This window comes from Streptomyces sp. NPDC048349, assembly GCF_040651925.1.
Lineage (GTDB): Bacteria > Actinomycetota > Actinomycetes > Streptomycetales > Streptomycetaceae > Streptomyces.
The window spans coordinates 68280-89761 of the sequence record NZ_JBEZLA010000001.1 but is presented as its reverse complement, the minus strand read 5'-3'; the positions used below and the strand labels follow the sequence as shown (position 1 = coordinate 89761).

General features: G+C 72.1%; 21 protein-coding genes and 3 tRNA genes. 18 read left to right on the top strand and 6 right to left on the bottom strand.

Annotation, left to right across the window (positions count from 1 at the left end):
* Window positions 1-66 precede the first annotated feature (66 nt).
* The 4 genes from AB0D44_RS00485 to AB0D44_RS00470 all read left to right on the top strand — a co-directional run bounded on the left by AB0D44_RS00485 (window position 67) and on the right by AB0D44_RS00470 (window position 3072).
* The gene (locus AB0D44_RS00485) at window positions 67-615 is read left to right on the top strand and encodes a cysteine dioxygenase family protein (RefSeq protein ID WP_362582243.1); all 549 of its coding nucleotides are present in this window, start codon (window positions 67-69) and stop codon (window positions 613-615) included.
* The gene (locus tag AB0D44_RS00480; RefSeq protein WP_362582240.1) at window positions 615-1661 is read left to right on the top strand and encodes a putative sulfate exporter family transporter; all 1047 of its coding nucleotides are present in this window, start codon (window positions 615-617) and stop codon (window positions 1659-1661) included. Before AB0D44_RS00485 ends, AB0D44_RS00480 begins: the two co-directional genes overlap by 1 nt.
* A gap of 327 nt (window positions 1662-1988) precedes the next feature.
* On the top strand, window positions 1989-2939 hold the full coding sequence (locus AB0D44_RS00475; RefSeq protein WP_362582238.1) for a peptidase: 951 nt from the start codon (window positions 1989-1991) through the stop codon (window positions 2937-2939).
* Window positions 2940-2987: 48 nt separating this feature from the next.
* Window positions 2988-3072 (top strand) — tRNA-Ser (locus AB0D44_RS00470).
* Between the two features lie 190 nt (window positions 3073-3262).
* Here the strand turns inward: AB0D44_RS00470 and AB0D44_RS00465 are convergent.
* The gene (locus tag AB0D44_RS00465) at window positions 3263-3385 is read right to left on the bottom strand and encodes a hypothetical protein (RefSeq protein WP_362582235.1); all 123 of its coding nucleotides are present in this window, start codon (window positions 3383-3385) and stop codon (window positions 3263-3265) included.
* Window positions 3386-3471: 86 nt separating this feature from the next.
* Window positions 3472-4344, bottom strand: coding sequence for an AraC family transcriptional regulator (locus AB0D44_RS00460; RefSeq protein WP_362582233.1), 873 nt, complete (start codon window positions 4342-4344; stop codon window positions 3472-3474).
* Window positions 4345-4746: 402 nt separating this feature from the next.
* Here AB0D44_RS00460 and AB0D44_RS00455 point away from each other — a divergent pair, with 402 nt between their 5' ends.
* The 9 genes from AB0D44_RS00455 (at window position 4747) to AB0D44_RS00415 (ending at window position 13430) form a co-directional block, all read left to right on the top strand.
* Window positions 4747-5187: a DUF6344 domain-containing protein gene (locus AB0D44_RS00455; RefSeq protein ID WP_362582230.1), complete on the top strand. Its 441-nt coding sequence runs from the start codon at window positions 4747-4749 to the stop codon at window positions 5185-5187.
* A gap of 533 nt (window positions 5188-5720) precedes the next feature.
* Window positions 5721-6032: a hypothetical protein gene (locus AB0D44_RS00450; RefSeq protein WP_362582227.1), complete on the top strand. Its 312-nt coding sequence runs from the start codon at window positions 5721-5723 to the stop codon at window positions 6030-6032.
* Window positions 6033-6208: 176 nt separating this feature from the next.
* Window positions 6209-7411 carry an acyl-CoA dehydrogenase family protein gene (locus AB0D44_RS00445; protein ID WP_362582224.1) on the top strand — a complete coding sequence of 401 codons (1203 nt, stop codon included), beginning with the start codon at window positions 6209-6211 and terminating at the stop codon, window positions 7409-7411.
* Complete coding sequence (locus tag AB0D44_RS00440) at window positions 7408-8367, top strand: OB-fold domain-containing protein (protein WP_362582221.1); 960 nt, start codon at window positions 7408-7410, stop codon at window positions 8365-8367. Before AB0D44_RS00445 ends, AB0D44_RS00440 begins: the two co-directional genes overlap by 4 nt.
* On the top strand, window positions 8367-9398 hold the full coding sequence (locus tag AB0D44_RS00435; RefSeq protein WP_362582219.1) for an acyl-CoA dehydrogenase family protein: 1032 nt from the start codon (window positions 8367-8369) through the stop codon (window positions 9396-9398). The genes AB0D44_RS00440 and AB0D44_RS00435 overlap by 1 nt, the downstream gene beginning before the upstream one ends.
* Entirely contained in the window at window positions 9395-9778 is a 384-nt protein-coding gene (locus AB0D44_RS00430; RefSeq protein WP_362582216.1) for a MaoC family dehydratase, read from the top strand. The genes AB0D44_RS00435 and AB0D44_RS00430 overlap by 4 nt, the downstream gene beginning before the upstream one ends.
* Entirely contained in the window at window positions 9775-10941 is a 1167-nt protein-coding gene (locus tag AB0D44_RS00425; RefSeq protein WP_362582213.1) for a lipid-transfer protein, read from the top strand. Before AB0D44_RS00430 ends, AB0D44_RS00425 begins: the two co-directional genes overlap by 4 nt.
* A gap of 136 nt (window positions 10942-11077) precedes the next feature.
* Window positions 11078-11611, top strand: a complete 534-nt coding sequence (locus AB0D44_RS00420) for a SigE family RNA polymerase sigma factor (RefSeq protein ID WP_362582211.1) — start codon at window positions 11078-11080, stop codon at window positions 11609-11611.
* A 169-nt stretch (window positions 11612-11780) separates the two neighbouring features.
* Window positions 11781-13430, top strand: a complete 1650-nt coding sequence (locus AB0D44_RS00415; protein ID WP_362582208.1) for a long-chain fatty acid--CoA ligase — start codon at window positions 11781-11783, stop codon at window positions 13428-13430.
* Between the two features lie 6 nt (window positions 13431-13436).
* Here AB0D44_RS00415 and AB0D44_RS00410 read toward each other — a convergent pair whose 3' ends face one another.
* From AB0D44_RS00410 to AB0D44_RS00400, 3 genes are all read right to left on the bottom strand, one after another.
* Window positions 13437-14012 carry an antibiotic biosynthesis monooxygenase gene (locus AB0D44_RS00410; protein ID WP_362582205.1) on the bottom strand — a complete coding sequence of 192 codons (576 nt, stop codon included), beginning with the start codon at window positions 14010-14012 and terminating at the stop codon, window positions 13437-13439.
* Window positions 14013-14025: 13 nt separating this feature from the next.
* Entirely contained in the window at window positions 14026-17319 is a 3294-nt protein-coding gene (locus AB0D44_RS00405) for a PAS domain-containing protein (protein WP_362582202.1), read from the bottom strand.
* Between the two features lie 119 nt (window positions 17320-17438).
* Window positions 17439-17873, bottom strand: a complete 435-nt coding sequence (locus AB0D44_RS00400) for an SSI family serine proteinase inhibitor (protein WP_362582199.1) — start codon at window positions 17871-17873, stop codon at window positions 17439-17441.
* A gap of 185 nt (window positions 17874-18058) precedes the next feature.
* On the opposite strand from AB0D44_RS00400, the gene AB0D44_RS00395 reads away from it, so the two are divergent.
* The 3 genes from AB0D44_RS00395 (at window position 18059) to AB0D44_RS00385 (ending at window position 19088) form a co-directional block, all read left to right on the top strand.
* A tRNA-Ser gene (locus AB0D44_RS00395) sits at window positions 18059-18149 on the top strand.
* 287 nt (window positions 18150-18436) lie between these two features.
* A tRNA-Arg gene (locus AB0D44_RS00390) sits at window positions 18437-18509 on the top strand.
* A gap of 213 nt (window positions 18510-18722) precedes the next feature.
* Entirely contained in the window at window positions 18723-19088 is a 366-nt protein-coding gene (locus AB0D44_RS00385; RefSeq protein ID WP_362582197.1) for a PH domain-containing protein, read from the top strand.
* A gap of 17 nt (window positions 19089-19105) precedes the next feature.
* Here the strand turns inward: AB0D44_RS00385 and AB0D44_RS00380 are convergent, their stop codons facing one another.
* A complete protein-coding gene (locus AB0D44_RS00380) occupies window positions 19106-20017 on the bottom strand; it encodes an SMP-30/gluconolactonase/LRE family protein (RefSeq protein ID WP_362582194.1) in 912 nt (303 codons plus the stop codon).
* A 107-nt stretch (window positions 20018-20124) separates the two neighbouring features.
* Between AB0D44_RS00380 and AB0D44_RS00375 the strand changes: the two genes are divergently transcribed.
* Window positions 20125-20559, top strand: coding sequence for an Lrp/AsnC family transcriptional regulator (locus AB0D44_RS00375; protein ID WP_362582191.1), 435 nt, complete (start codon window positions 20125-20127; stop codon window positions 20557-20559).
* Window positions 20556-21446, top strand: a complete 891-nt coding sequence (locus tag AB0D44_RS00370) for a DUF2797 domain-containing protein (protein ID WP_362582188.1) — start codon at window positions 20556-20558, stop codon at window positions 21444-21446. The genes AB0D44_RS00375 and AB0D44_RS00370 overlap by 4 nt, the downstream gene beginning before the upstream one ends.
* Window positions 21447-21482 lie beyond the last annotated feature (36 nt).

The following is a 21482-nucleotide window of genomic DNA, read 5'->3' as shown; positions in this document are numbered from 1 at the left end:
AGAGCTTGGGATTTCGGGTCACAACTGTCGTTGGACGTGATGGAACGCCGGCAGGACGCTGCCGTCATGACCACCACGACGCCGGCCCGTACGACCACGAGGATGGCCGCCCTCGTCAGTGAGATCCGCACGGTCGTGGACCGGGGGCTGGCTCCCGACCTCACCGCCTACCTCGTCGGCGAACGCCTGGCCCCGCATCTGGGCGCGTCCGACCTGCTGACCCCGGCGCAGCAGGAAGGGGACCCGGAACGGTACCGGCAGCACGTCCTGCACGCCGAGTCCGACGGCAGCTTCTCGGTGGTGGCCCTGGTGTGGCTGCCCGGCCAGGAGACCTGCATCCACGACCACGTGGCGTGGTGCGTGGCGGGGGTCCACCAGGGCGAGGAGAGCGAACGCCGCTACCGGCTTTCGCCCGGACCGGACGCGGCCCGGCTGGTGGCCACCGAGGACGTGGTCAACGGCCAGGGCGAGGTGTGCGGATTCGCCCCGCCCGGCGATATCCACAAGGTGCGCAACTCCTGCCGTACGAAGGCGATATCCGTGCACGTGTACGGAGCCGACGTCTCCCGGCTCGGCACCAGCATCCGCCGCGTCTACACGCTCCCCGTCGACTGATGGCGCTCCTCCATCGCCCCCGGAGCACGGCGGTCCGGCATGTTTCACGTGAAACATCCGCCGTCTGGCCGGGATTGGCGGCGGCAGCGGGCGGAGCGCTGGCGGCCTGGTGCATCCACCGGGCGCTGCCCGCCGTCCCCATGCTCACCATGTCTGTGGTCCTGGGCATCACCGCGGCGCACCTCCCCGGCCTGCGCGATCACGTACGCGGCACCGCACGACCGGGGCTCTCGCTGGCGGGGCGGCGGCTGATGCGGATCGGCATCGTCCTGCTGGGCCTCGGCCTGGGGCTGGACCAGGTGCTCCGGCTCGGCTGGGCGACCGTGGCCATGGTGGCAGGGGTGGTTGCTGCCACGTTCTTCGGCACCCTCTGGCTGGGGCGCCGCCTCGGACTCCCGGGCGACCAACCGTTGTTGATCGCCACCGGATACTCGATCTGCGGCGCATCGGCGATCGGCGCGGTGAGCGAGGTATCCGGCAGCGACGAGGAGGACGTGGCCGCGTCGGTGGCGCTGGTGACCCTGTGCGGGACGCTCGCGATCGCGGTGCTTCCCCTCCTGCCGGGGCCGCTTGGGCTCTCCGACCTCGCGTTCGGACGGTGGGTCGGCGCGAGCGTCCACGACGTCGGCCAGGTGGTGGCCACGGCGCAGACCGCCGGGCCGGCGGCCCTCGGCGAAGCGGTACTGGTCAAGCTCATGCGGGTGGCGCTGCTCGCGCCGCTGGTGGCGGCCGTCGCGTTCGCCGTACGGGCCCGGCGGCGCGGGGTGCGCACGGCGTCGGGCCGCAGGCCGGCTCCGGTGCCGCTGTTCGTGGCCGGGTTCCTGGCCGCTGCGGCCCTGCGGGCCACGGGAGCCCTGCCCGACATGGCACTGGAATGGGCGCACGCCGCCCAGGAGGCCCTGCTCGCAGCGGCCCTGTTCGGCCTGGGCAGCGCGGTGCACCTGCCGACCCTGGCCCGGACCGGCGGGCGGGCCGCGGTGCTGGGGCTGGGGGCCTGGGTGGTCGTCGCGGGCGTCTCGTACGCGGGGGTGCTCCTCACCACATGACAGCGGCAAGGGGAGGGAGTTGGCCATTTCATGGCCGGAACCGACCGAACGTTCTGACTGCCCGCTGACAATGATGCGCGACCGTGCCACTCTGCCCGGCAAGCACAGGGCACGCACCGCCCCGCACACACAGCACGGCAAGCCCGGCACAGCAGACACCGCACAGCAGACACCGCTCAGCACAGATCGCACCCCGTACCCCGGACACCGCACCCCGCACATCGCACCCGCACAGCGCACGACCGATCCGCACCGACCGCTCTTCACCCCCACCCTGCCCTGGTCCGACCGACAGGACCGGACCGGGCACGGCAGAAGGAGTCATGCGTGAATCGTCATCGCATCGCCGCATCCGTCCTCCTCTCGGCGGGCGCACTGATCGCGGGGGTCCTGACCGCGGCCTCACCCTCGGCCGCGGCGGAGACCCCTGCGTCCTTCCGGCAGCAGCACACCCAGGGCTTCTGGACCGCCGAGCGGATGCGGGCCGCGACCCCGCTCGACGTCACGGCGGCCCCCGGCGCGACCCGTACGCCGGTCGCCACCTCGGCCGCACCCACCCGCATCGCTCCGACGGCGGCCTCGGCGTCTCCCACCGCCTTCCCGCAGGCGGGCGGCGCCTGGACGGGCGGCGGAGCGGTGGTGAAGACCTCGGGCCGGGTCTTCTTCACCATGGGCGGCCGGACCGCTTCCTGCTCCGGCGATTCGGTCACCAGTGCCAACGGCAGCACGGTCATCACCGCCGGCCACTGCGTGAAGTACCAGGGCGCCTGGCACACCAACTGGGTCTTCGTCCCGGCCTACAACAACGGCAACGCGCCCTACGGGCAGTGGTCGGCCACCAAGACCTTCGCCACCGACCAGTGGGCCGCCAGCGAGGACATGAACATGGACGTCGGCCTCGCCGTCGTCGCCCCGCTGAACGGCCAGACCCTGAGCCAGGCCGTCGGCGCCCAGGGCATCCTCTTCAACGGCGGCTACAACAAGCGGATGTACTCCTTCGGCTTCCCGGCGGCTTCCCCGTACGACGGCAGCAAGCTGGTCTACTGCAGTGGCAACAGCGGCAAGGACTTCCTGCTCACCAAGGACCACAGCCTGGCCTGCAACATGACCGGCGGCTCCAGCGGCGGTCCCTGGTTCCAGGACTTCAACGAGACCACCGGCCTCGGCACCCAGGTCTCGGTGAACAGCTTCGGCTACACCTTCCTGCCGAACCGGATGTACGGCCCCTACTTCGGCAACGAGGCCAAGGCGGCGTACGACAAGGCCCAGACGGCCTGACCTCAGCGGCCCCGTCACCCCCACCTGGCCGGTACTCTGTACCGGCCAGGTGGGTTGCCCGAGCGGCCTAAGGGAACGGTCTTGAAAACCGTCGTGGCGCAAGTCACCGTGGGTTCAAATCCCACACCCACCGCTTGCAGGTCAGAGAACGGCACTGACCCCAGAGGGCGGGCCCCCGATCCGGGGGCCCGCCCTCTGTGTTCATCCTGGTCAGTGCCGGGATCCCCCGTGTCCCGGCGCTGACCAGTGCCTAGGGGCAGACGCAGCCGGCGCGCCCGACCGGTCCGCTACCGGCCAGCCCGCCCCGGCCCGTCCGCAAGGCGTCAGCGGCCGTTGGTGTCACCGCCCGCTCGACGCCTGCGCCTGCGGGCGCCGAGGGCGCCCGCCAAACCGATCAGGCCGCCGGTGATCGCGCCGGACACGAGGATGCGCAGCAGATCTTCCATCGAGTACTCCCCCTCTGGGCCACTCCGAACGGGGAGACTAGCGGCGCGCGGGACGGCCTGGCTTGGACAAAATTGACCTAGCCCCCTCACAGGGGGACGGCTCCCTCCGCCACGCGGGCGCCGGCCAGTAGGCCCGGGGTGGTCCCGGCCAGGGCGCGGAACTCGCGGTTGAGGTGCGCCTGGTCGTAGTAACCGCAGACAGCGGTCACCTCGGCGAGGTTCGCCCCGTCCCCGGTGAGCAGCCGCACGGCCCGGTGGAAGCGCAGCACGCGGGCGGACATCTTGGGCGTCAGGCCGATCTGTTCGGTGAACCGGCGGATCAGGTAGCCCTGACTCCAGCCGACGTCGGCCGCGAGCCGGCCGACCGGGATCGCCCCGCCGGCCCGGCACAGAAGCCGCCAGGCCTGCCGGACCTCGGGCGCGGGATCCGGGCCGCGCTCGAGCCGGGCCGCCAGCGCGAGGTCCAGCAGGTCGAAGCGGGCGCCCCAGTCGGTGGTGGCGGCCAGCTGCTCCACCAGTACGCCGGCCTCGGGGCCGAGGACGTCGCCGAGCTCGACCACCCTGTTGGTCAGCTCGCGCATCGGCACGGCGAACAGCCGGTAGGCGCCCAGCGGGGTCAACTCGAGCCGGATCGCCTCCTGGCCACCGGGGTGGTCACACACCCGGGGCCCGTCCTCGAGGCCCACGACCAGCGAGCCGGTCACCTGCCGGTTCGGGCCGGCGTCCCCCAGCCGGCGGACCTGGGCGAACGGCTCCCCGAGGCTGATCACCACCACGGCTCGGCCCGTGGGCACCAGCCGCACCCGAAAGGGCGAGGCCGCCGCTTCCCAGTAGCCGGCATAGCTGTGCAGGAAGGGGCGCAACCGGGGAGGCCAGGGTCGTGTCACCCGCCACCGGTCGCCCAGCCGGGTCATCTCGATTCCCCGGCCGGCCATGCCCGCGCTGTCGAACACCGGCATATCCCTCTCCCTCCCGCGGCGACGGCGCCCACGGCTCCGGGCCATTGTGGGCCGCGAGAGCACGGGCCGTCGTGGTGCGGAACCCGCCCCTTCCGTTCCCATGGCCGAAAGCGGTCCCCGTCGGGGCGCAGGCGCGCGGCGCGCTGTCCGGCTTGCCGACACGACGCGCGCGTGCCGCTGGGGGGCTCCGGGGCCTGACGTGGGACGAAGGCGCTGGTCAAGCCGGTTCGGCAGGCTTCGCAGGCGGATGTTCGCCGTCGGAGACAACTCCTGCGGCTGCGCCTTCCGAGTGGTGTTTGTCGGAAGATCGGCGCGGGTCATGGGGGTGGTGCGGTTGCGGGCACATCATGACGAATGTATTCAGATCCGCCCGTCGGAACATCTCGAAACGAGGCTCCCGTCATGGCTCAGCGCAGCACCCTCTCCTCGATCTGGACCTCGGTCCTCGCCGCCCTGGTGGCTTTCCTCGCCTTCCTCGGTCTCGACGGGAAGGCCGCTCCGGCCGGTGCCTGCGCCCCGGCCCCGGCAGCCCCCGGAGCCCAGGCCGCCGCGGTCTACCGTCCGGCCCTCGCGGCCCGGCGGACCTGGCGGGCGGTGATGCGCGGCGGATCGCTGCCGCCGACCCTCAAGCAGCGGATCCGTGCCGAGGCGCACGGCAAGACCCCGTCCGTCCGTCGCTCGACCACCGCCGCGGCCATGGGTGCCGGAGTCGTAGCCGCTGCCCGAGCCCTGACGCAGGTCGGCGCCCCGGTCGGTATCGGTGCCCGAGTCGGTACCCAGTCCGGAACTGCCGCCGCAGCCGCCGCCGGAGCCGTTCGGGACGGGCTCGCGCTTGCCGCGTAGAGGGGCGGGGTGGAGGCCCTACTCGTACGGGATCCGGATTCGTCGGCGCACGCGCCGCCTCCGGACAGGACGGCACGAACTGGCGCTGGAGCCCGGTCACAGGTGACCGAGGATCGCGCCACGCGGTATGCCCCGGAACGGGGCACGGACGGATTGCCCCGGCGCATGCCGGGGGCGCACAGGGGGCGCAAAGCTTGGCATAGCAGGGCCGCAGGCCCGGGAGACGGTGGGGTTCCCGGACGGCGCGGCCCTTTTCGGCATGTCCTGGACATGGCGGTCCGGGGGAACGCTCCATCCCGTGTGGGGCAGGGGTTTCAGGGGGTTCTCGGGTGCTGAGCTGGGACGTGGGGGGCGCACATGTGGTTTATCCGGGCTTGGTCATGCTTGCGGGGGAATCGCAGACTCCGGGGTGGTTCGCCGGGGATTCGGTGGGCAACTCTGATCTCGCGACGTCGTCAGCACGCAAAACGACCGAGGCGGTCGGCCAACTGCCTTGGGACAAGCCACACTTCGGTTTCCTGGAGGATTCAGACATGGCAAGCATCCGTACCGCCCGCGTCATCGCCGCCGTCGCCGCGCTCCCCCTCGCCGTCGCCCTGTGCGGCGGGGTGGCCTCGGCCGACAACGGCTCGTTCGCGAACGACGGATCGAATGCGAGCGTCGCCAGCATCATCGGCAGCGGCGTGGGCGGCGACAACAACGGCAACTCGTCCACGTCGCAGCAGGTGGCGACCGGTTCCGGTGCCTCCAACCAGAACAACACCGCGCAGGTCAACGGCTCGGCCTTCACCGCGATCAACCAGTCCAACTCGAACGTCGCCGTCAACTTCCACCCCTGGTGGTAGTCGCGGCCTGATCCGCTGCGACCGATGAGGGCGCCTGTGTGACCGGACCGGCTGGGGTCCGGTAGCGCAGGCGCCCTCGCGCATGCCCGCCCGGCCGCTCCCCGACCTTGACACCACGGGTAAATCTGACGGACAGTCAGGTTTACTCGACGATGTGATGCCGGGAGGCCAGCGCCGTGCACCTCGCCCCGACCGAAGGCCAGTTGCGGCTACGTGCCGAACTGCGGGAGTACTTCAGGGAACTGCTGCCGGACAGTGTCCCCGAAGACCCGGCGGGCCAGCGCGAACTGCTGCGCCGCATGGGCGCCGACGGACTGCTCGGCCTCGGCTGGCCGGTCGAGTACGGCGGCCAAGGGCGCGGCCCCGACGATCAGTTCGTCTTCTTCGACGAGGCCTACCGGGCCGGTGCCCCCCTCTCCATGGTCACGCTCAACACGGTCGGCCCGACCCTCATGAAGTACGGGTCCCAGGAGCAGAAGGACTTCTTCCTGCCCCGGATCCTCAGGGGAGAGATCGTCTTCGCCATCGGCTACTCCGAACCCGAGGCCGGCACCGACCTCGCCGCCCTGCGCACCCGCGCGGTCCGCGACGGCGCCGAGGCCGGGAGTGGCGGCTGCGGGGCCGGGAGTGGCGGCTCCGGGGTCCGGGGCTGGGTCATCGACGGGCAGAAGATCTTCACTTCCAACGCCCAGAACGCGGACTGGATCTGGCTCGCCTGCCGCACCGACCCCGAGGCACCCAAGCACAAGGGCATCTCGATCATTCTGGTCCCCACCGACGTCCCCGGCTTCTCCTGGACCCCGATCGACACCGTCGGCGGGCTCACGACCACGGCCACCTACTACGACTCCGTGCGCGTTCCCGCCGGCAACCTCGTCGGCCCCGAGCACGGCGGCTGGGGCCTGATCACCAACCAGCTCAACCACGAGCGCGTTGCCCTCGCCGCCATCGGCATGCAGGCCGAGGACTTCTACGAGGCGGCCCTCGCCCACGCCCGGACCCCCGACCCGGTCACCGGCGAGCGCCCCGCCGACCTGCCCTGGGTGCGGTCCCGGCTCGCCGAGGCGCACGCCCGGCTGGCCGCCGTACGCCTCCTCAACTGGCGCCTCGTCCAGGACGTGGGCGCCGGAACCCTGGCCCCCGGCGACGCCAGCGGCGTGAAGTTCCTCGGTACCGAATCCACTGTCGAGGTCTACCGGATGTGCCAGGAGGTGGTGGGCGAGGAGGCCCTCATCCGGGGGCCCGCGGCCTTTGCGGGCGGTGAGCTGGAACGGATGAACCGGGCCGCCCAGATCAACACCTTCGGCGGCGGGGTCAGCGAGGTCCAGCGGGAGATCGTCGCCATGATGCGGCTCGGGATGAAGGGAAGGAAGCGATGACGGCGGACGCTGCCGGCGCAGCCGAGGAGGCACACCGGTTCCTCGCCCTGCTGACGGCCTTCGAGGGGCGGCCCGCCGCCACCGCGGGCCGCGGCAAGGACGCGGTCAACCAGCCGATGATCCGCCACTGGTGCGAGGCGATGGGCGACGCCCACCCCGCCTACACCGGCCCCGATGCCATCGCTCCACCCACCATGCTCCAGGCCTGGACGATGGGCGGCCTCTCCGGCCACAGTGACCGCTCCTCCGCCTACGACGAGCTCTTGGGGCTGCTCGACGCGGCGGGCTTCACCTCCGTCGTCGCCACCGACTGCGAGCAGGAGTACCTGCGCCCACTGCGTCCCGGCGACGCGATCACCTTCGACGCCGTGATCGAGTCGGTGTCACCGCGCAAGACGACCAAGCTGGGGACCGGCCACTTCGTGACCACGCGCATGGACGTCCACGCGGACGGAGAGCTCGCCGGGACCCATCGCTTCCGGATCCTGAAGTACGCGCCGGCCGCCGGCCCGCGGGAGCAGAAGCCCAAGGCCCGTCGCCCCCGTCCGGTGGTCAACCGCGACAACGAGGGATTCTGGGCTGGGGTCCGCGACCACAAGCTGCTGATCCAGCGCTGCACCGCCTGCGCCGCCCTCCGGTTCCCCTGGCTCCCCGGCTGCAACGCCTGCGCCTCCCTCGGTTGGGACACCGTCGAGGCCTCCGGCGCCGGCACCGTCTTCAGCTACGTCGTCATGCACCATCCCCCGTTCCCCGCCTTCACCGCGCACGAAGACCCCGCCGGCGCGGGGGGTCCCTATGCCGTGGCGCTCGTCGAACTCGCCGAAGGGGTCCGGATGATCAGCAACGTCACGGGCGTCCCCTACGACAAGGTGCGCATCGGCCTGCCCGTCCAACTGGAGTTCCTGCGCGTCGACGACGACCTCGAACTTCCCGTCTTCCGCGGGAGCGAGGGCTGATGGACTTCCACCCCACCGAGGAGCAGGCGGCCGCGGCCGGTCTCGCCGCCAGGATCTTCCGCGACCTCGCCACCCACGAACGCCTCGCCGCCGCCGGCAGCGGAAGCGACGCAGAGCTGTGGAAGGCCCTCACCGCCTCCGGCCTGATCGCCGCCGTGCGGGAGGTCGGCCTGCTGGGACTGGTCCTGCTCCTGGAGGAACAGGGCCGCACCACCGCGCAGGTGCCGTATGCCGCCACCTGCGTGTACGGGGTGCTCCCGGTGGCGGCGCACGGCAGCCCCGAGCAGCGCGCCCGGCTGCTGCCGGCTCTGGAGACCGGCCTGGTGGTGGCCAGCGGCGCCTTCCCGGCACGCGGCCGGATCTCCGCACACTATGGCAGGCTCACCGGGACCGCCCCCGTCGTGCCCTGGCTGCGCGAGGCCACCCACGTGCTGGTCCCGGACACCGACCGGGCGCTGTGGCTCGTACGGACGGACGGGCCCGGCGTACGGACCTCGCCGGTGGAGACCACCGCCCCCTGGTCGGCGGGACGCCTGACCCTGACCGGCGCCGAGGCGGAGCGTCTCGGCGGCGGTCAGGCCTACGACGCGGTCCTCGCAGCGGCCCGGACGGCCTTCGCGGGCCTCCAGGCGGGCGTCTGCGCGGGCTCGCTCGCCCGGGCCGTGGAGTACACCTCGACCCGCGAGCAGTTCGGCAGGCCGCTCTCCACCAACCAGGGGGTCATGCTGCGCGCGGCCGACGCCTACATGGACACCGAGGCGATCCGGGTCACTGCCTACGAGGCGGCCTGGCGCATCGACGAGGGGCTGGAGGCGCGCGAACACGCCCTCACCGCGGCCTGGTGGGCGTCGGAGGCGGGGAAGCGGGTCGTGCACGCGGGCCAGCACCTGCACGGCGGCATGGGCGCCGATCTGGACCACCCCGTCCACCGGCACTTCCTGTGGGGGCGCCAGCTGGACGCGTACCTGGGCTGCGGCAGCGAGCTGCTGGCCGAGCTCGGAGCTTCGATAGCCGAGGGGGAACACGCATGAAGGTCGGCGACGCGCTGCCGCCGTTGGAGATACCGGTCACCCGCACGCTGATCGTGTCGGGGGCGATCGCCTCCCGTGACTACCAGGACGTCCACCACGACGCGGAGCTGGCACGCGAGAAGGGCTCACCGGACATCTTCATGAACATCCTGACGACGAACGGCCTCGTCGGCCGCTACGTCACCGACCACCTCGGACCGCACGCCGTGCTGCGCAAGGTGGCCATCCGCCTGGGCGCCCCCAACTACCCCGGCGACACGATGATCCTCAGCGGCACCGTCACCGCGGTGGCCGGCACCACCGTCGAGATCCGCGTGGTCGGCGCCAACGGCATCGGTTACCACGTGTCGGGAACGGTCACCGCGGAGGTGCGGGCATGAGCGTCCGCACGCGTGACGAACTCGGCGGCCGCGCCGCCATCGCCGGGATCGGCGCCACCGAGTTCTCCAAGGACTCCGGCCGCAGCGAGCTCAAGCTCGCCGTCGAAGCCGTGCAAGCCGCCCTCGACGACGCCGGCCTCACCCCCGCCGACGTCGACGGCATGGTCACCTTCACGATGGACACCAGCCCCGAGATCACCGTCGCCCAGGCGGCCGGCATCGGAGAGCTCTCCTTCTTCTCCCGCATCCACTACGGCGGCGGCGCGGCCTGTGCCACCGTCCAGCAGGCCGCCCTCGCCGTCGCCACCGGGGTCGCCGAGGTCGTGGTCTGCTACCGCGCCTTCAACGAGCGCTCCGGCCGCCGCTTCGGCTCCGGCGTCCAGCAGCGCGAGCCCTCGGCCGAGGGGGCGGCGCTCGGCTGGTCGCTGCCCTGGGGGCTGCTGACCCCCGCCTCCTGGGTGGCCATGGCGGCCCAGCGCTACCTGCACACGTACAACTCGACTCCGGAGGCCTTCGGGCACGTCGCGGTCACCGACCGCAGGCACGCCGCGAACAACCCCGCCGCGTACTTCCACGGCCGGCCCATCACCCTCGCCGACCACGCCGCCTCGCGCTGGATCGTGGAGCCGCTGCGGCTGCTGGACTGCTGTCAGGAGACGGACGGCGGCCAGGCCCTCGTCGTCACCACGGCCGAGCGGGCACGCGACCTGCGGCACGCGCCCGCCGTGATCACCGCCGCGGCGCAGGGCGCCGGCCGCCGCCAGGAGGGCATGACCTCCTTCTACCGCGACGACCTCACCGGACTGCCCGAGATGGACGTGGTCGCCCGTCAGCTGTGGCGGACCAGCGGACTGCGGCCCTCGGACATCGACGTCGGCATCCTCTACGACCACTTCACCCCCTTCGTTCTGATGCAGCTGGAGGAGTTCGGCTTCTGCAAGCCGGGCGAGGCCGGAGATTTCGTGGCCGCGGACGCACTGCCGCTCAACACCCACGGCGGCCAGCTCGGCGAGGCCTACCTGCACGGCATGAACGGGATCGCCGAGGCCGTCCGCCAGCTGCGCGGCAGCTCCGTCAACCAGGTCGCGGGCGCGGAACACGTACTCGTCACGGCCGGTACCGGCGTGCCGACCTCCGGGCTGATCCTCGGAGCCGACGGCTGAGACCGCACTCCTGTCGGGCCCCGCCCTCCTCCACCTTCAGGGGGTGGGGTTTGCCCTACTCCTACAACCTGAGGCGGATCCCCCTTCGGCACTTGCGGCCGATCCCAGGGCGGGCGGGTGCTCCTAGCGTGGAGCCATGACCACGCCTGTGTGCACGCTCGCCTCGCAGCCGACGCCGTACCCGTCGTTCTCGGCGTACGTCCGGACCCGCGGCACGGTCCTGATGCGCACCGCGCGCTCCCTCACCGCGAACCCGTGCGATGCCGAAGACCTGCTCCAGACGGCTCTCGCGAAGACGTACGTGGCCTGGGACCGCATCGAGGACCACCGCGCACTCGACGGCTACGTCCGGCGGGCCCTCGTCAACACCCGCACCTCCCAGTGGCGCAAGCGCAAGGTCGACGAGTTCGCCTGCGACGAGCTCCCCGAGACCGAGGCGGTCCCGGCCGCCGACCCCGCGGAGGCGCAGGCGCTGCGCGACGCGATGTGGCGCGCGGTGACCCGGCTGCCCGACCGGCAGCGGGCCATGGTCGTCCTGCGCTACTACGAGGACCTCAGCGAGGTGCAGACCGCCGAGCTGCTCGGGGTGTCGGTGGGCACGGTCAAGAGTGCCGTCTCCCGGGCGCTGGGCAAACTCCGCGAGGACCCGGAGCTCACACCGGTCAGGTGAACCGCCCCGCCCGGTGAGGCGGGCGATGTTTCACGTGAAACAAGGGGATGTTTCACGTGAAACACAGCGCGGGTTGTACTCCTGGGTAGTGACATGCCGACCGGTATGTGCGCAGAATCGGCGGCATCCGTAGCCGCCGCAGCGCCGCAGCGCTCACCGGGAGGACGCTTTGCTGAGCACCATGCAGGACGTACCACTCCTCGTCACCCGCATCCTGCAGCACGGGATGACGATCCACGGGAAGTCCCAGGTCACGACCTGGACCGGGGAGGCTGAGCCGCACCGCCGCAGCTTCGCCGAGATCGGTACCCGCGCCACCCGCCTCGCGAACGCCCTGCGCGACGAGCTCGGTGTGCAGCAGGACGACCGCGTGGCAACGCTCATGTGGAACAACTCCGAGCACATCGAGGCGTACTTCGCGATCCCGTCCATGGGCGCGGTCCTGCACACCCTCAACCTGCGGCTCCCTCCCGAGCAGCTGGTCTTCATCGTCAACCACGCCGCCGACCGGGTCGTCCTGGTCAACGGCACCCTGCTGCCCCTGCTCGCTCCCCTGCTGCCACACCTGCCGACCATCGAGCACGTCGTGGTCTCGGGCGTCGGAGACCGCTCCGCACTCGCGGGCCTGGACGTACGCGTGCACGAGTACGAGGAGCTGCTCGCGGGGCGTCCCGACACCTACGACTGGCCCGAGCTGGACGAACGCCAGGCGGCGGCCATGTGCTACACCTCCGGCACCACCGGGGACCCGAAGGGCGTCGTCTACTCGCACCGCTCGATCTACCTGCACTCCATGCAGGTCAACATGGCCGAGTCGATGGGCCTGACCGACAAGGACACCACCCTCGTCGTGGTCCCGCAGTTCCACGTGAACGCCTGGGGGCTGCCGCACGCCACCTTCATGACCGGCATCAACATGCTGATGCCGGACCGGTTCCTCCAGCCCGCCCCGCTCGCCGAGATGATCGAGCGGGAGAAGCCGACGCACGCGGCGGCCGTCCCCACCATCTGGCAGGGGCTCCTCGCCGAGGTCACCGTGAATCCCCGCGACCTGAGTTCGATGAAGCAGGTCACCATCGGCGGCTCGGCCTGTCCGCCCTCCCTGATGGAGGCCTACGACAAGCTCGGCGTCCGCCTCAGCCACGCCTGGGGCATGACCGAGACCTCCCCGCTGGGAACGATGGCGCACCCGCCGGCCGGGCTGAGCGCCGAGGAGGAGTGGCCCTACCGGATCACCCAGGGCCGCTTCCCCGCGGGCGTCGAGGCCCGGCTGGTCGGCCCCGGCGGCGGCATCCTGCCCTGGGACGGCGAATCGGCGGGCGAGCTGGAGGTGCGCGGCACCTGGATCGCGGGCGCCTACTACGGCGGGGTCTCCGGTGAACCCCTCCGCCCCGAGGACAAGTTCAGCGCGGACGGCTGGCTTAAGACGGGCGACGTCGGCGTCATCAGCCCCGACGGCTACCTCACCCTCACCGACCGGGCCAAGGACGTCATCAAGTCCGGCGGCGAGTGGATCTCCAGCGTGGAACTGGAGAACGCGCTGATGGCCCACCCCGAGGTCGCCGAGGCCGCGGTCGTGGCCGTCCCCGACGACAAGTGGGGCGAGCGCCCGCTGGCCACCGTCGTCCTCAAGGACGGCGCGACCGTCGACTACGCGGGGCTGCGGGCGTTCCTCAGCCAGTCCATCGCCAAGTGGCAGCTGCCGGAGCGCTGGACGATCATCGAGTCGGTCCCCAAGACCAGCGTCGGCAAGTTCGACAAGAAGGTGATCCGCAAGCAGTACGCGGACGGCGCGCTGGACGTCACGAAGCTGGACTGACCGCTCTCAGCCCTTGGTGAGCCATGGCCGCAGCAGCCTGCTGACGGCGGGCATGGCCACGTAGGTCATCAGGGTGCTGAAGACGACGGCGAAGGCCGCCGTCCGCAGCACGAAGTGCAGATCCACCAGGTACGGCCCGAGCACCGCGTTGCCCGCCAGCGAGATCGGGAAGATGGCCAGCCCCGAGCTGATCGCCATCTTCCACCGCGGCGGCGCGGGCCGGGTCGTACCCGGCTTGGCGAACCACGTCTCCATGCCCTGCAGTTCACGGCGGGCTATCTCGGTGTGGTGGTGTCCGAGGCAGTTCGAGAACCACTGCGCCCGCTCCGGGGAGTCCTGCCAGCGCTGGAACGCCGCCTGGTTGCGGAAACGGTGGACCAGGAACCACGGCCCGCCCTCCTGCGCCGGACGGAAGAGCCCGTACCCGAGGTGGTCCGGGAAGCCCGCGGCCGTCTCCAGGATCCCGTGGGCCCAGGCCTCGAAGGTCTCCTCGTGCCCCGGCTCCACCTGCCGCGCGATCAGCAGGTTCACCTCCCCGTTGTCGGCGGGGACGGTGTGCTCGGTCGTGTGGGTCATGGCCATCGGGCCAGGATGGCTAGTTGGTGCCGATCTTGGCCAGCAGGTCCACGATGCGGCCCTGTACGTCCGCCGTGGTGGCCCGTTCGGCGAGGAAGAGCACGCTCTCGCCGGACGCCAGCCGCGGCAGGTCGGCCGGCTCGATGCCCGTCGTCGTGTAGACGACCAGCGGCGTGTGGTTGAGCTGCCCGTTGGCACGCAGCCAGTCCACGATCCCGGCGCGCCGGCGGCGCACCTGCATCAGGTCCATGACGACCAGGTTGGGCCGTGTCCGCGTCGCCAGCTCCACGGCGTCGGTGTCGGCACCCGCCCGCGCGACCTGGAGACCGCGCCGCTCCAGCGCGGCGGTCAGGGCGGTCGCGATCTCGTCGTGCTCCTCGATCAGCAGGACCCGGGAGGGGTGCTGCTCGCTGTCGCGCGGCGCGAGCGCCTTGAGCAGGACGGCCGGATCGGCGCCGTACGCCGCTTCGCGCGTGGCGTGCCCCAGCCCCGCCGTGACCAGCACGGGCACCTCGGCGGCCACCGCCGCCTGGCGCAGGGACTGCAGGGCGGTCCGGGTGATCGGCCCGGTCAACGGATCCACGAACAGCGCGGCGGGGAACGCGGCGATCTGCGCGTCCACCTCCTCGCGGGAGTGCACGATCACCGGGCGGTAGCCGCGGTCGCTGAGCGCCTGCTGCGTCTGCACGTCGGGCGCGGGCCACACCAGCAGCCGGCGCGGGTTGTCCAGCGGCTCCGGCGGGAGTTCGTCGTCGACCGGCCGCGGCACGGGACGGTTGACCACCTCGACGGCGCCGCCGGGACCGTCCAGCGGTTCCGGCCCCTCGGCGGCGCCCGCCTCGGGAGCTCCTATCGCGAAGGCCCGTCCCTGCGGTGCGGGCTCGGAGAGCCGGCGACGGCGGCCGGAGCCCGAACCGCCGGGGTCCACGGAGATGCCCTGGCCCAGGGTGCCGAGGGCGCGCACGCTGATCGGCTGCGCGGCCTGGCCCTCCGCCGGGGCGTCCTGCGGCTGCCGGGCGCCGGGAACCGCGACCGGCCCGGAAGCGGCCTCGCCGTCCTCCGGAGCGGTCCGGGCCGCCGGAACCGGCCAGGCCGGAGGGTTCGTCAGCGCGCGCCGCCGCCCGGTGGGGTGTACGGGGTCTCCCTCGGCCGCGGCCGACGGTACGGCCGGGGCCTCGTCCCCGGTGGCGGGCGCGCCCAGCACCCGCCGCCCGCGCCGCCCACCGGGGGCCTCGGCATCGGCCCCGGCGGGAGCGGGGGCCGGGCCGGCCATCACGGGATCCTGCGGGGCCGGGGAAGCGGGGGTCGGACCGGCGGGCAGCGCGAAGCCGCCCTCGGGAGCGATGGGCCGCGCGGGGGCCTGGGCAGGAGCCGGCGTCGGCCCGAGCCCGGTCGCCGGCACGGGACCGCCGGGCTGCGCCGGACCGGCCGCACCCAGGGCGCGGCGCCGCCCCGCGGGATGCTCCATCAGCGGTACCGGCGGCACGGTGGGTACGGGCGCCAGCGCGGGCATGGCGGTGCCCTGCGGGGGCACGGGCTGCGCCGGACCCGCCTCGCCGCTGCCGTCGCCGGCTCGGCCACGGCGCCGGCCGGTCCCCAGCCCCGCCGGGTTCACCGGGGACTGCGCGAGCTCCGGCCCCGTCTCGGCCGCGGCGTCTGCGGCCCGCCTCCGGCCGGACGGCAGCGCCAGCGCGGCGCCGCCCTCGGCGGCCTTCTCGGCGCCGGGCACGCCGGAACCGCCGACTTCGTCCTCCAGGAACGCGTCCACCCCGCGACGGCCCCGCCGTCCTCCGGAGACCCGGCCCGCGGGGGCCGAGTCGGCCGCCGGCTCCTCCGCCGGCTCGGGCACGGTGACCGTTCCCGCGCCCGCGCCCAGCGGCAGCTCCAGCACGTACGCACCGCCGGGCGCGCCCGGAACCTCCACCGTCTGCAGCACGCCTCCGTGCGCGGCCACGATGCCCCGGACGATCGGCTCGTGGACCGGGCTCCCCCCCTCGTACGGCCCGCGCACCTCGATCCGTACGACGTCGCCGCGCTGCGCGGCGGCCACCACGATCGTCGAGTCGCCGTACCCGCTGCCCTGCCGCGTCTTGCCGGTGGCGTCCACCCCGGCGACGTCCGCGACCAGGTGCGCGAGAGCGGTCGCGATCCGGTCCGCGTCGACCTCGGCCTCGATCGTCGGCGCGTGGACGGCGAACTGCGCGCGCCCCGGGCCGATCAGCTCGACGGCGCCGTCGACGCCCGCCTTGACCACGCCGTTGATCAGGACTTTCTTCTTCTTGAGCCGCTCGCTGCCGGCATCCAGGCGCTGGAAGCCGAGCACGTTGTCCACCAGCGTGGTCATCCGCGAGTACCCGGCAGCCAGGTGGTGCAGCAGCTGGTTGGCCTCGGGCCACAGCTGGCCGGCGTCGTCCGCGGCCAGCGTCGCCAGCTCCCCGCGCAGCTCGTCCAGCGGCCCGCGCAGGGACTCGCCGAGCACGGCCAGCAGCTGCGCGTGGCGGGCGGCGAGGGCGTCGTAGGGCCGCCGGTCGGTGAAGGTCATGACCGCGCCGACGAGCTGCTCCCCGTCCCGTACGGGCGAGGTGGTGAGGTCCACGGCGACCGGCTGCCCGGCCTTGTTCCACAGGACCTGTCCCCGCACGCGGTGCTTGCGTCCGCTGCGCAGGGTGTCGGCGAGCGGGGACTCCTCGAACGGGAACGGCGAGCCGTCGGCGCGCGAGTGCAGGACCAGCCCGTGCAGTTCGCGGTTGCCGAGGTCGGTGGCGCGGTAGCCGAGGATCTGGGCGGCGGCCGGATTGACCAGCACCACCCGTCCGTCGGTGTCGGTGCCGACGACGCCTTCGGCGGCGGCCCGCAGGATCATTTCGGTCTGCCGCTGGGAGCGGGCCAGCTCGGCCTCTGTGTCCACGGTCTGGGAGAGGTCCCGCACGACGAGCATCAGCAGCTCGTCACCGGTGTAGGCGGGCTGGGGCTCGCGGTAGGCGTCGCGCCCGTCGAGGTGGGCGCTGGTGACCTCGACGGGGAACTCGGAGCCGTCGGTACGGCGCGCGATCATCCGCTTGGGCGTGGCGCGACCGCCCTCGTCCTCGCCGGGCCGGCGCATGGAGCCGGGGATCAGCTTGGAGTCGAACTCGGGCAGGAGGTCGAGCACGCCGCGGCCGACGAGCGCGGTGCCCGGGCTCTCCATGACCTCGAGGGCGATCGAATTGGCGTTGACGACAGTGCCGTTGGCGTTGACGAGCAACAGCGCGTCCGGAAGAGCGTCGAGTATTGCTGCGAGGCGAGCAGCGCCTCGGGATGGCCTGCTGCTCACGACGAGCTTCCTCCCTGACCACAACTACCGGCATGTCACGGGAGGAGTCTAAGGCCACAGTCCCCCGGTGGGGTGGCCGATGTGTGGCGGAGACCACCCGTCCTGCGCATCCTCCCAGGTCAGGAACGCCCCGGCGGAAGCAGAGGTTCCAACTCCTCCCAGCGGCGGATCTCGCAGCCGTTCGTCCGGCGGAACTGCGCGTCCACCGTGCGCCCCCGCCAGGTTCCGGTGATCTCGGCCGTGGCCGGGCCCCCGTACTGCTCGGAGCAGATCTGCCGCTTGGAGACGGGGGCGAAGGGGTCCTTCCCCTCCGCGGCGAGCCGGTCCAGCTTCGCGCAGGCCTCCTCCGCGGAGGGGTGGTTGCCGCCCACGGGGTCGCATTCGAGTTCGTACTTGCGGTCCATGTGCCGGTTGCCGGTGTTGGCCATGGTGATCGTCAGGCGGTCGGGCGACGACGCGAGCAGGCCGCCCAGGGGCTCGGGCAGCGGGGGCAGGGGGCCGGCGGCCGCGGCGGCCAGGGCGGAGGTGACGGCGAAGGCGGCGAGACGCAGCATGGGGCACTCCAGGTCGTCCGTACGTCGTACGCCTGACCAACGACGCGGGTCCGCCGACGTTGCGTGCTGCGGGGGTTTAAGGCTTTGCCCTTGGCCCGTCCCTCCTAGTACCGTGGGAGCGGATTGGTGAGGGGCCCTGCGCCTGTGTCATCATCTGCACGCACCTTCGTACGCGGGGGTGTGCTGGAGGCGTCGCCTAGTCCGGTCTATGGCGCCGCACTGCTAATGCGGTTTGGGGCTTACACCCCATCGAGGGTTCAAATCCCTCCGCCTCCGCACTTCCCGAAGCCCCGGTCCCTGCGGACCGGGGCTTCGGTGCGTTCCGCGCCCGCTTTCGTCCGCTCAGACCGCTCCGACGTCTGTGCGACCTCCGAACCCTCCCGAACGGCGCCGCTCCGGCCGCACACGGCTTCCGCGGGATCCGCCCGCCCTCAATCGGATGATCTTCTTCCAGGGCGTTTCCGCAGGTCAGCGGCGGTTTGGCTAATGGATTTCGCGTCCCGGCGAGGTCCATGTATTGTTGTTCTCGCAAGGCCAACGGGGCGCAAAACCCCGGCGGACAAGCACTCGTAGCTTAACGGATAGAGCATCTGACTACGGATCAGAAGGTTGCAGGTTCGAATCCTGCCGAGTGCACAGCAAGGCAGAGGCCCCCAGGAGAAATCCTGGGGGCCTCTGTCGTGTTCTGACGGGGCCGACGGGGGGAGGGGGGCTCCTCCTTGGTGGGGAGGGCTTACCCCGTGGGGGTCAGGGGTGGGGATGGCTCTGGAGGGGGATGCGGGTGACGGGTCGGCTTCCGTAGGGTTCTTGAAGATCGCTCGAGATGGAAACCGGAACACGGGGGTTCTCATGGGACTGTTCGGAAACGCGCACAGCATCGACTCGGCGTCGGCGCAGCGGGACTACGCGCGGCTGCTGGGGCAGGGCGAGCAGGTGCACGCCGCGTATCTGCTGATCCGGGACACGATCCTGTTCACCGACCGGCGACTGGTGCTCATAGACAAGCAGGGGCTCACGGGGAAGAAGGTCGAGTACCACTCCGTGCCCTACCGGAGCATCACGCACTTCTCCGTGGAGACCGCCGGTCACTTCGATCTCGACGCCGAGCTCAAGATCTGGATATCCGGGAGCCCGGCGCCGATCGAGAAGACCTTCACCAAGGGCGTCGACATCTACGAGGTGCAGGCGATCCTGACGCAGTTCGTCGCCCGGTAGCGGGCGCGGCGGCGTCCTCAGAGGACGCGGGGCAGGCCGGTCACGGACATCACCAGGGAGTAGAGGGAGGTGGTGGCGGTGATGAAGAGGCGGTTGTTCTTGGGGCCGCCGAAGGCGATGTTCGAGACGGGTTCGGGGACGCGGACGCGGCCGATCAGGGTGCCGTCCGCGGCATAGCAGTGGACGCCGGACTCCATCGCGGCGGCCCACAGGCGGCCCTGGTCGTCGAAGCGGATGTTGTCGACGGACGGGCAGGCGGCGAAGACCCGGTCACCGGTGAGGGCGCCCTCGTCGGTGACCTTGAAGGCGCGGATGTGGCCCGCTCGGGTGTCCGCGGCGTAGAGCTCGCTCTCGTCCGGGGAGAAGACCAGTCCGTTGGGGCCGAGGAAGCCGTCGGCGACCAGGCGGACCTGCCCGGTCGCGGGGTCGGCCCGATAGAGGTTGCAGGCGCCGATCTCGCTGGGTGCGCGATGGCCCTCGTAGTCGCTGGTGATGCCGAAGTCCGGGTCGGAGAACCAGATCGATCCGTCCGAGCGGACCACCGCGTCGTTCGGGCTGTTGAGCCGCTTGCCGTCGAAGCGGTCGGCGATGACGGTGAGGCGTCCGTCGGGCTCGGTGCGGGTCACGCGCCGGTTGCCCTGCTCACAGGTGATCAGGCGGCCTTCGCGGTCCAGGGTGTTGCCGTTGGAGTGGCCGGCGGGGGAGCGGAAGACGGAGACCGCGCCGGTCGCCTCGTCCCAGCGGAGCATGCGGTCGTTGGGGATGTCGCTCCACACCAGTTGTCGCCAGGCGGGCAGGTACAGCGGGCCCTCCGCCCAGCGGCAGTCGTCGTAGAGCCGGTCCAGGCGTACGTCACCGTTTGCGCAGCGGCCGGTCTTGAAGCGCTCGTCCAGGATCTCGTACAAGGTGAGGTCGGCTATGCCTGACATGATTCCCCCTGGTGTTGGATTCCCGAATGTTGTTCGGTGTGATGGTGAGATTGCAGGATCAGGTACCGTCTTCGCAAGGGCCGACGGGCCCATGGGAGGAAGATCGCGTGGACGACATCGACCGGGCGCTCGTCCTGCGCCTGCAAGAGGACGCCGGCCAGTCGTACGCCGCGCTCGGCGCGGCCGTGGGGCTCTCGGCGGGGGCGACCCACGAGAGGGTCCGCAAACTGCGCGAGCGCGGGGTGATCCGGCGGACCACCGTGGAGGTGGACCCGGCGGCCGTCGGCAGCGGGGTGCTCGCCTACGTGATGGTCGACTCCAACGCCTGGATGGGAGAGTCCGCCGCCGCGTTCGCGGCGATCCCCGAGATCCAGGAGGCGCACATCATCGCGGGCAGCGCGTCGGTGCTGGTCAAGGTGCGCACCGCCTCGACCGAGCAGTTGCAGGACGTCCTGCGGCGCCTCTACGCCATCGACGGGGTCAGCGGAACGCACGCCACCGTCGTCCTGGAGACCTTCTTCGAGCGGCCGCTCCCGCTGTGAGCTGGTGGTGCACTGGGATCCGGTGGACGCAGGGGCAGCCGGCCATCGGCTGGTACGGGGAAGGACGCGGGGAGCGGGCGAGCCCGCTCGCCTACGGGCAGCGGCTGGCCTTCATCGCCCAGGGGGAGCGGCATTGCCTCGGGGTGCGGCGGGCCGGCAAGCGCACGCCCTGCCCCACCGCTGTCGCCGTGCCGGGCCGCGCCGGGAACGCCCAATGTCCCGCGTGCGCGCGGCTCGACCGGTCGTTCTCCGTGGCAGCCGACACCAATGCCGCCGATCCGCGCACCTATCGCGTCTACCTCGCGTGGTTCGGGCCGGGGATGGTCAAGGTCGGCATCACCGCCGAGGAGCGGGGGCCGGCCCGGCTGCAGGAGCAGGGGGCCGTGGCATGGGCCTGGCTGGGGCGCGGGCCGCTGATGGCCAGCCGGCGCACCGAGGAGCTGCTGCGGGCGGCGCTCGGGGTGCCCGACCGGATCGCGTACGCCCGGAAGCGTGCCGTACGGGCCCACCTGCCGGCCGCGCCGGAACGGGCCCGGGAGGTTGCCGAGCTGCACGCGCGGGCCGTTGCGCTGCCCGGCTGGCCGGACTCGCTGGAGCCGGTGGGGTGTGAAGTCTCCGACCATGCAGGAGCGTTCGGGCTTCGGGGACTGCCCGACCCCACGCGGGTGATCAGCGAGATGGTGACCGGCGGGACGGTCGTGGGGCAGCTGGTGGGTGCGGCCGGTCCCGATCTGCACTTCGCGGACGGGCTGGTCGTCGACACCCGCCTGCTGGCCGGGTGGGAACTCGGCGCACCGGCGGGCGGGGCCGCGGTGACCTCGGTACCGGTGGCGGAGATCCCTCCTGCAGCCGGGCTGCCTCCGGCCGAGCAGGACGGGTTGTTCTAGGCGTACCGGCGCCTGCGGGCTTGGCGGGTCCCGGGC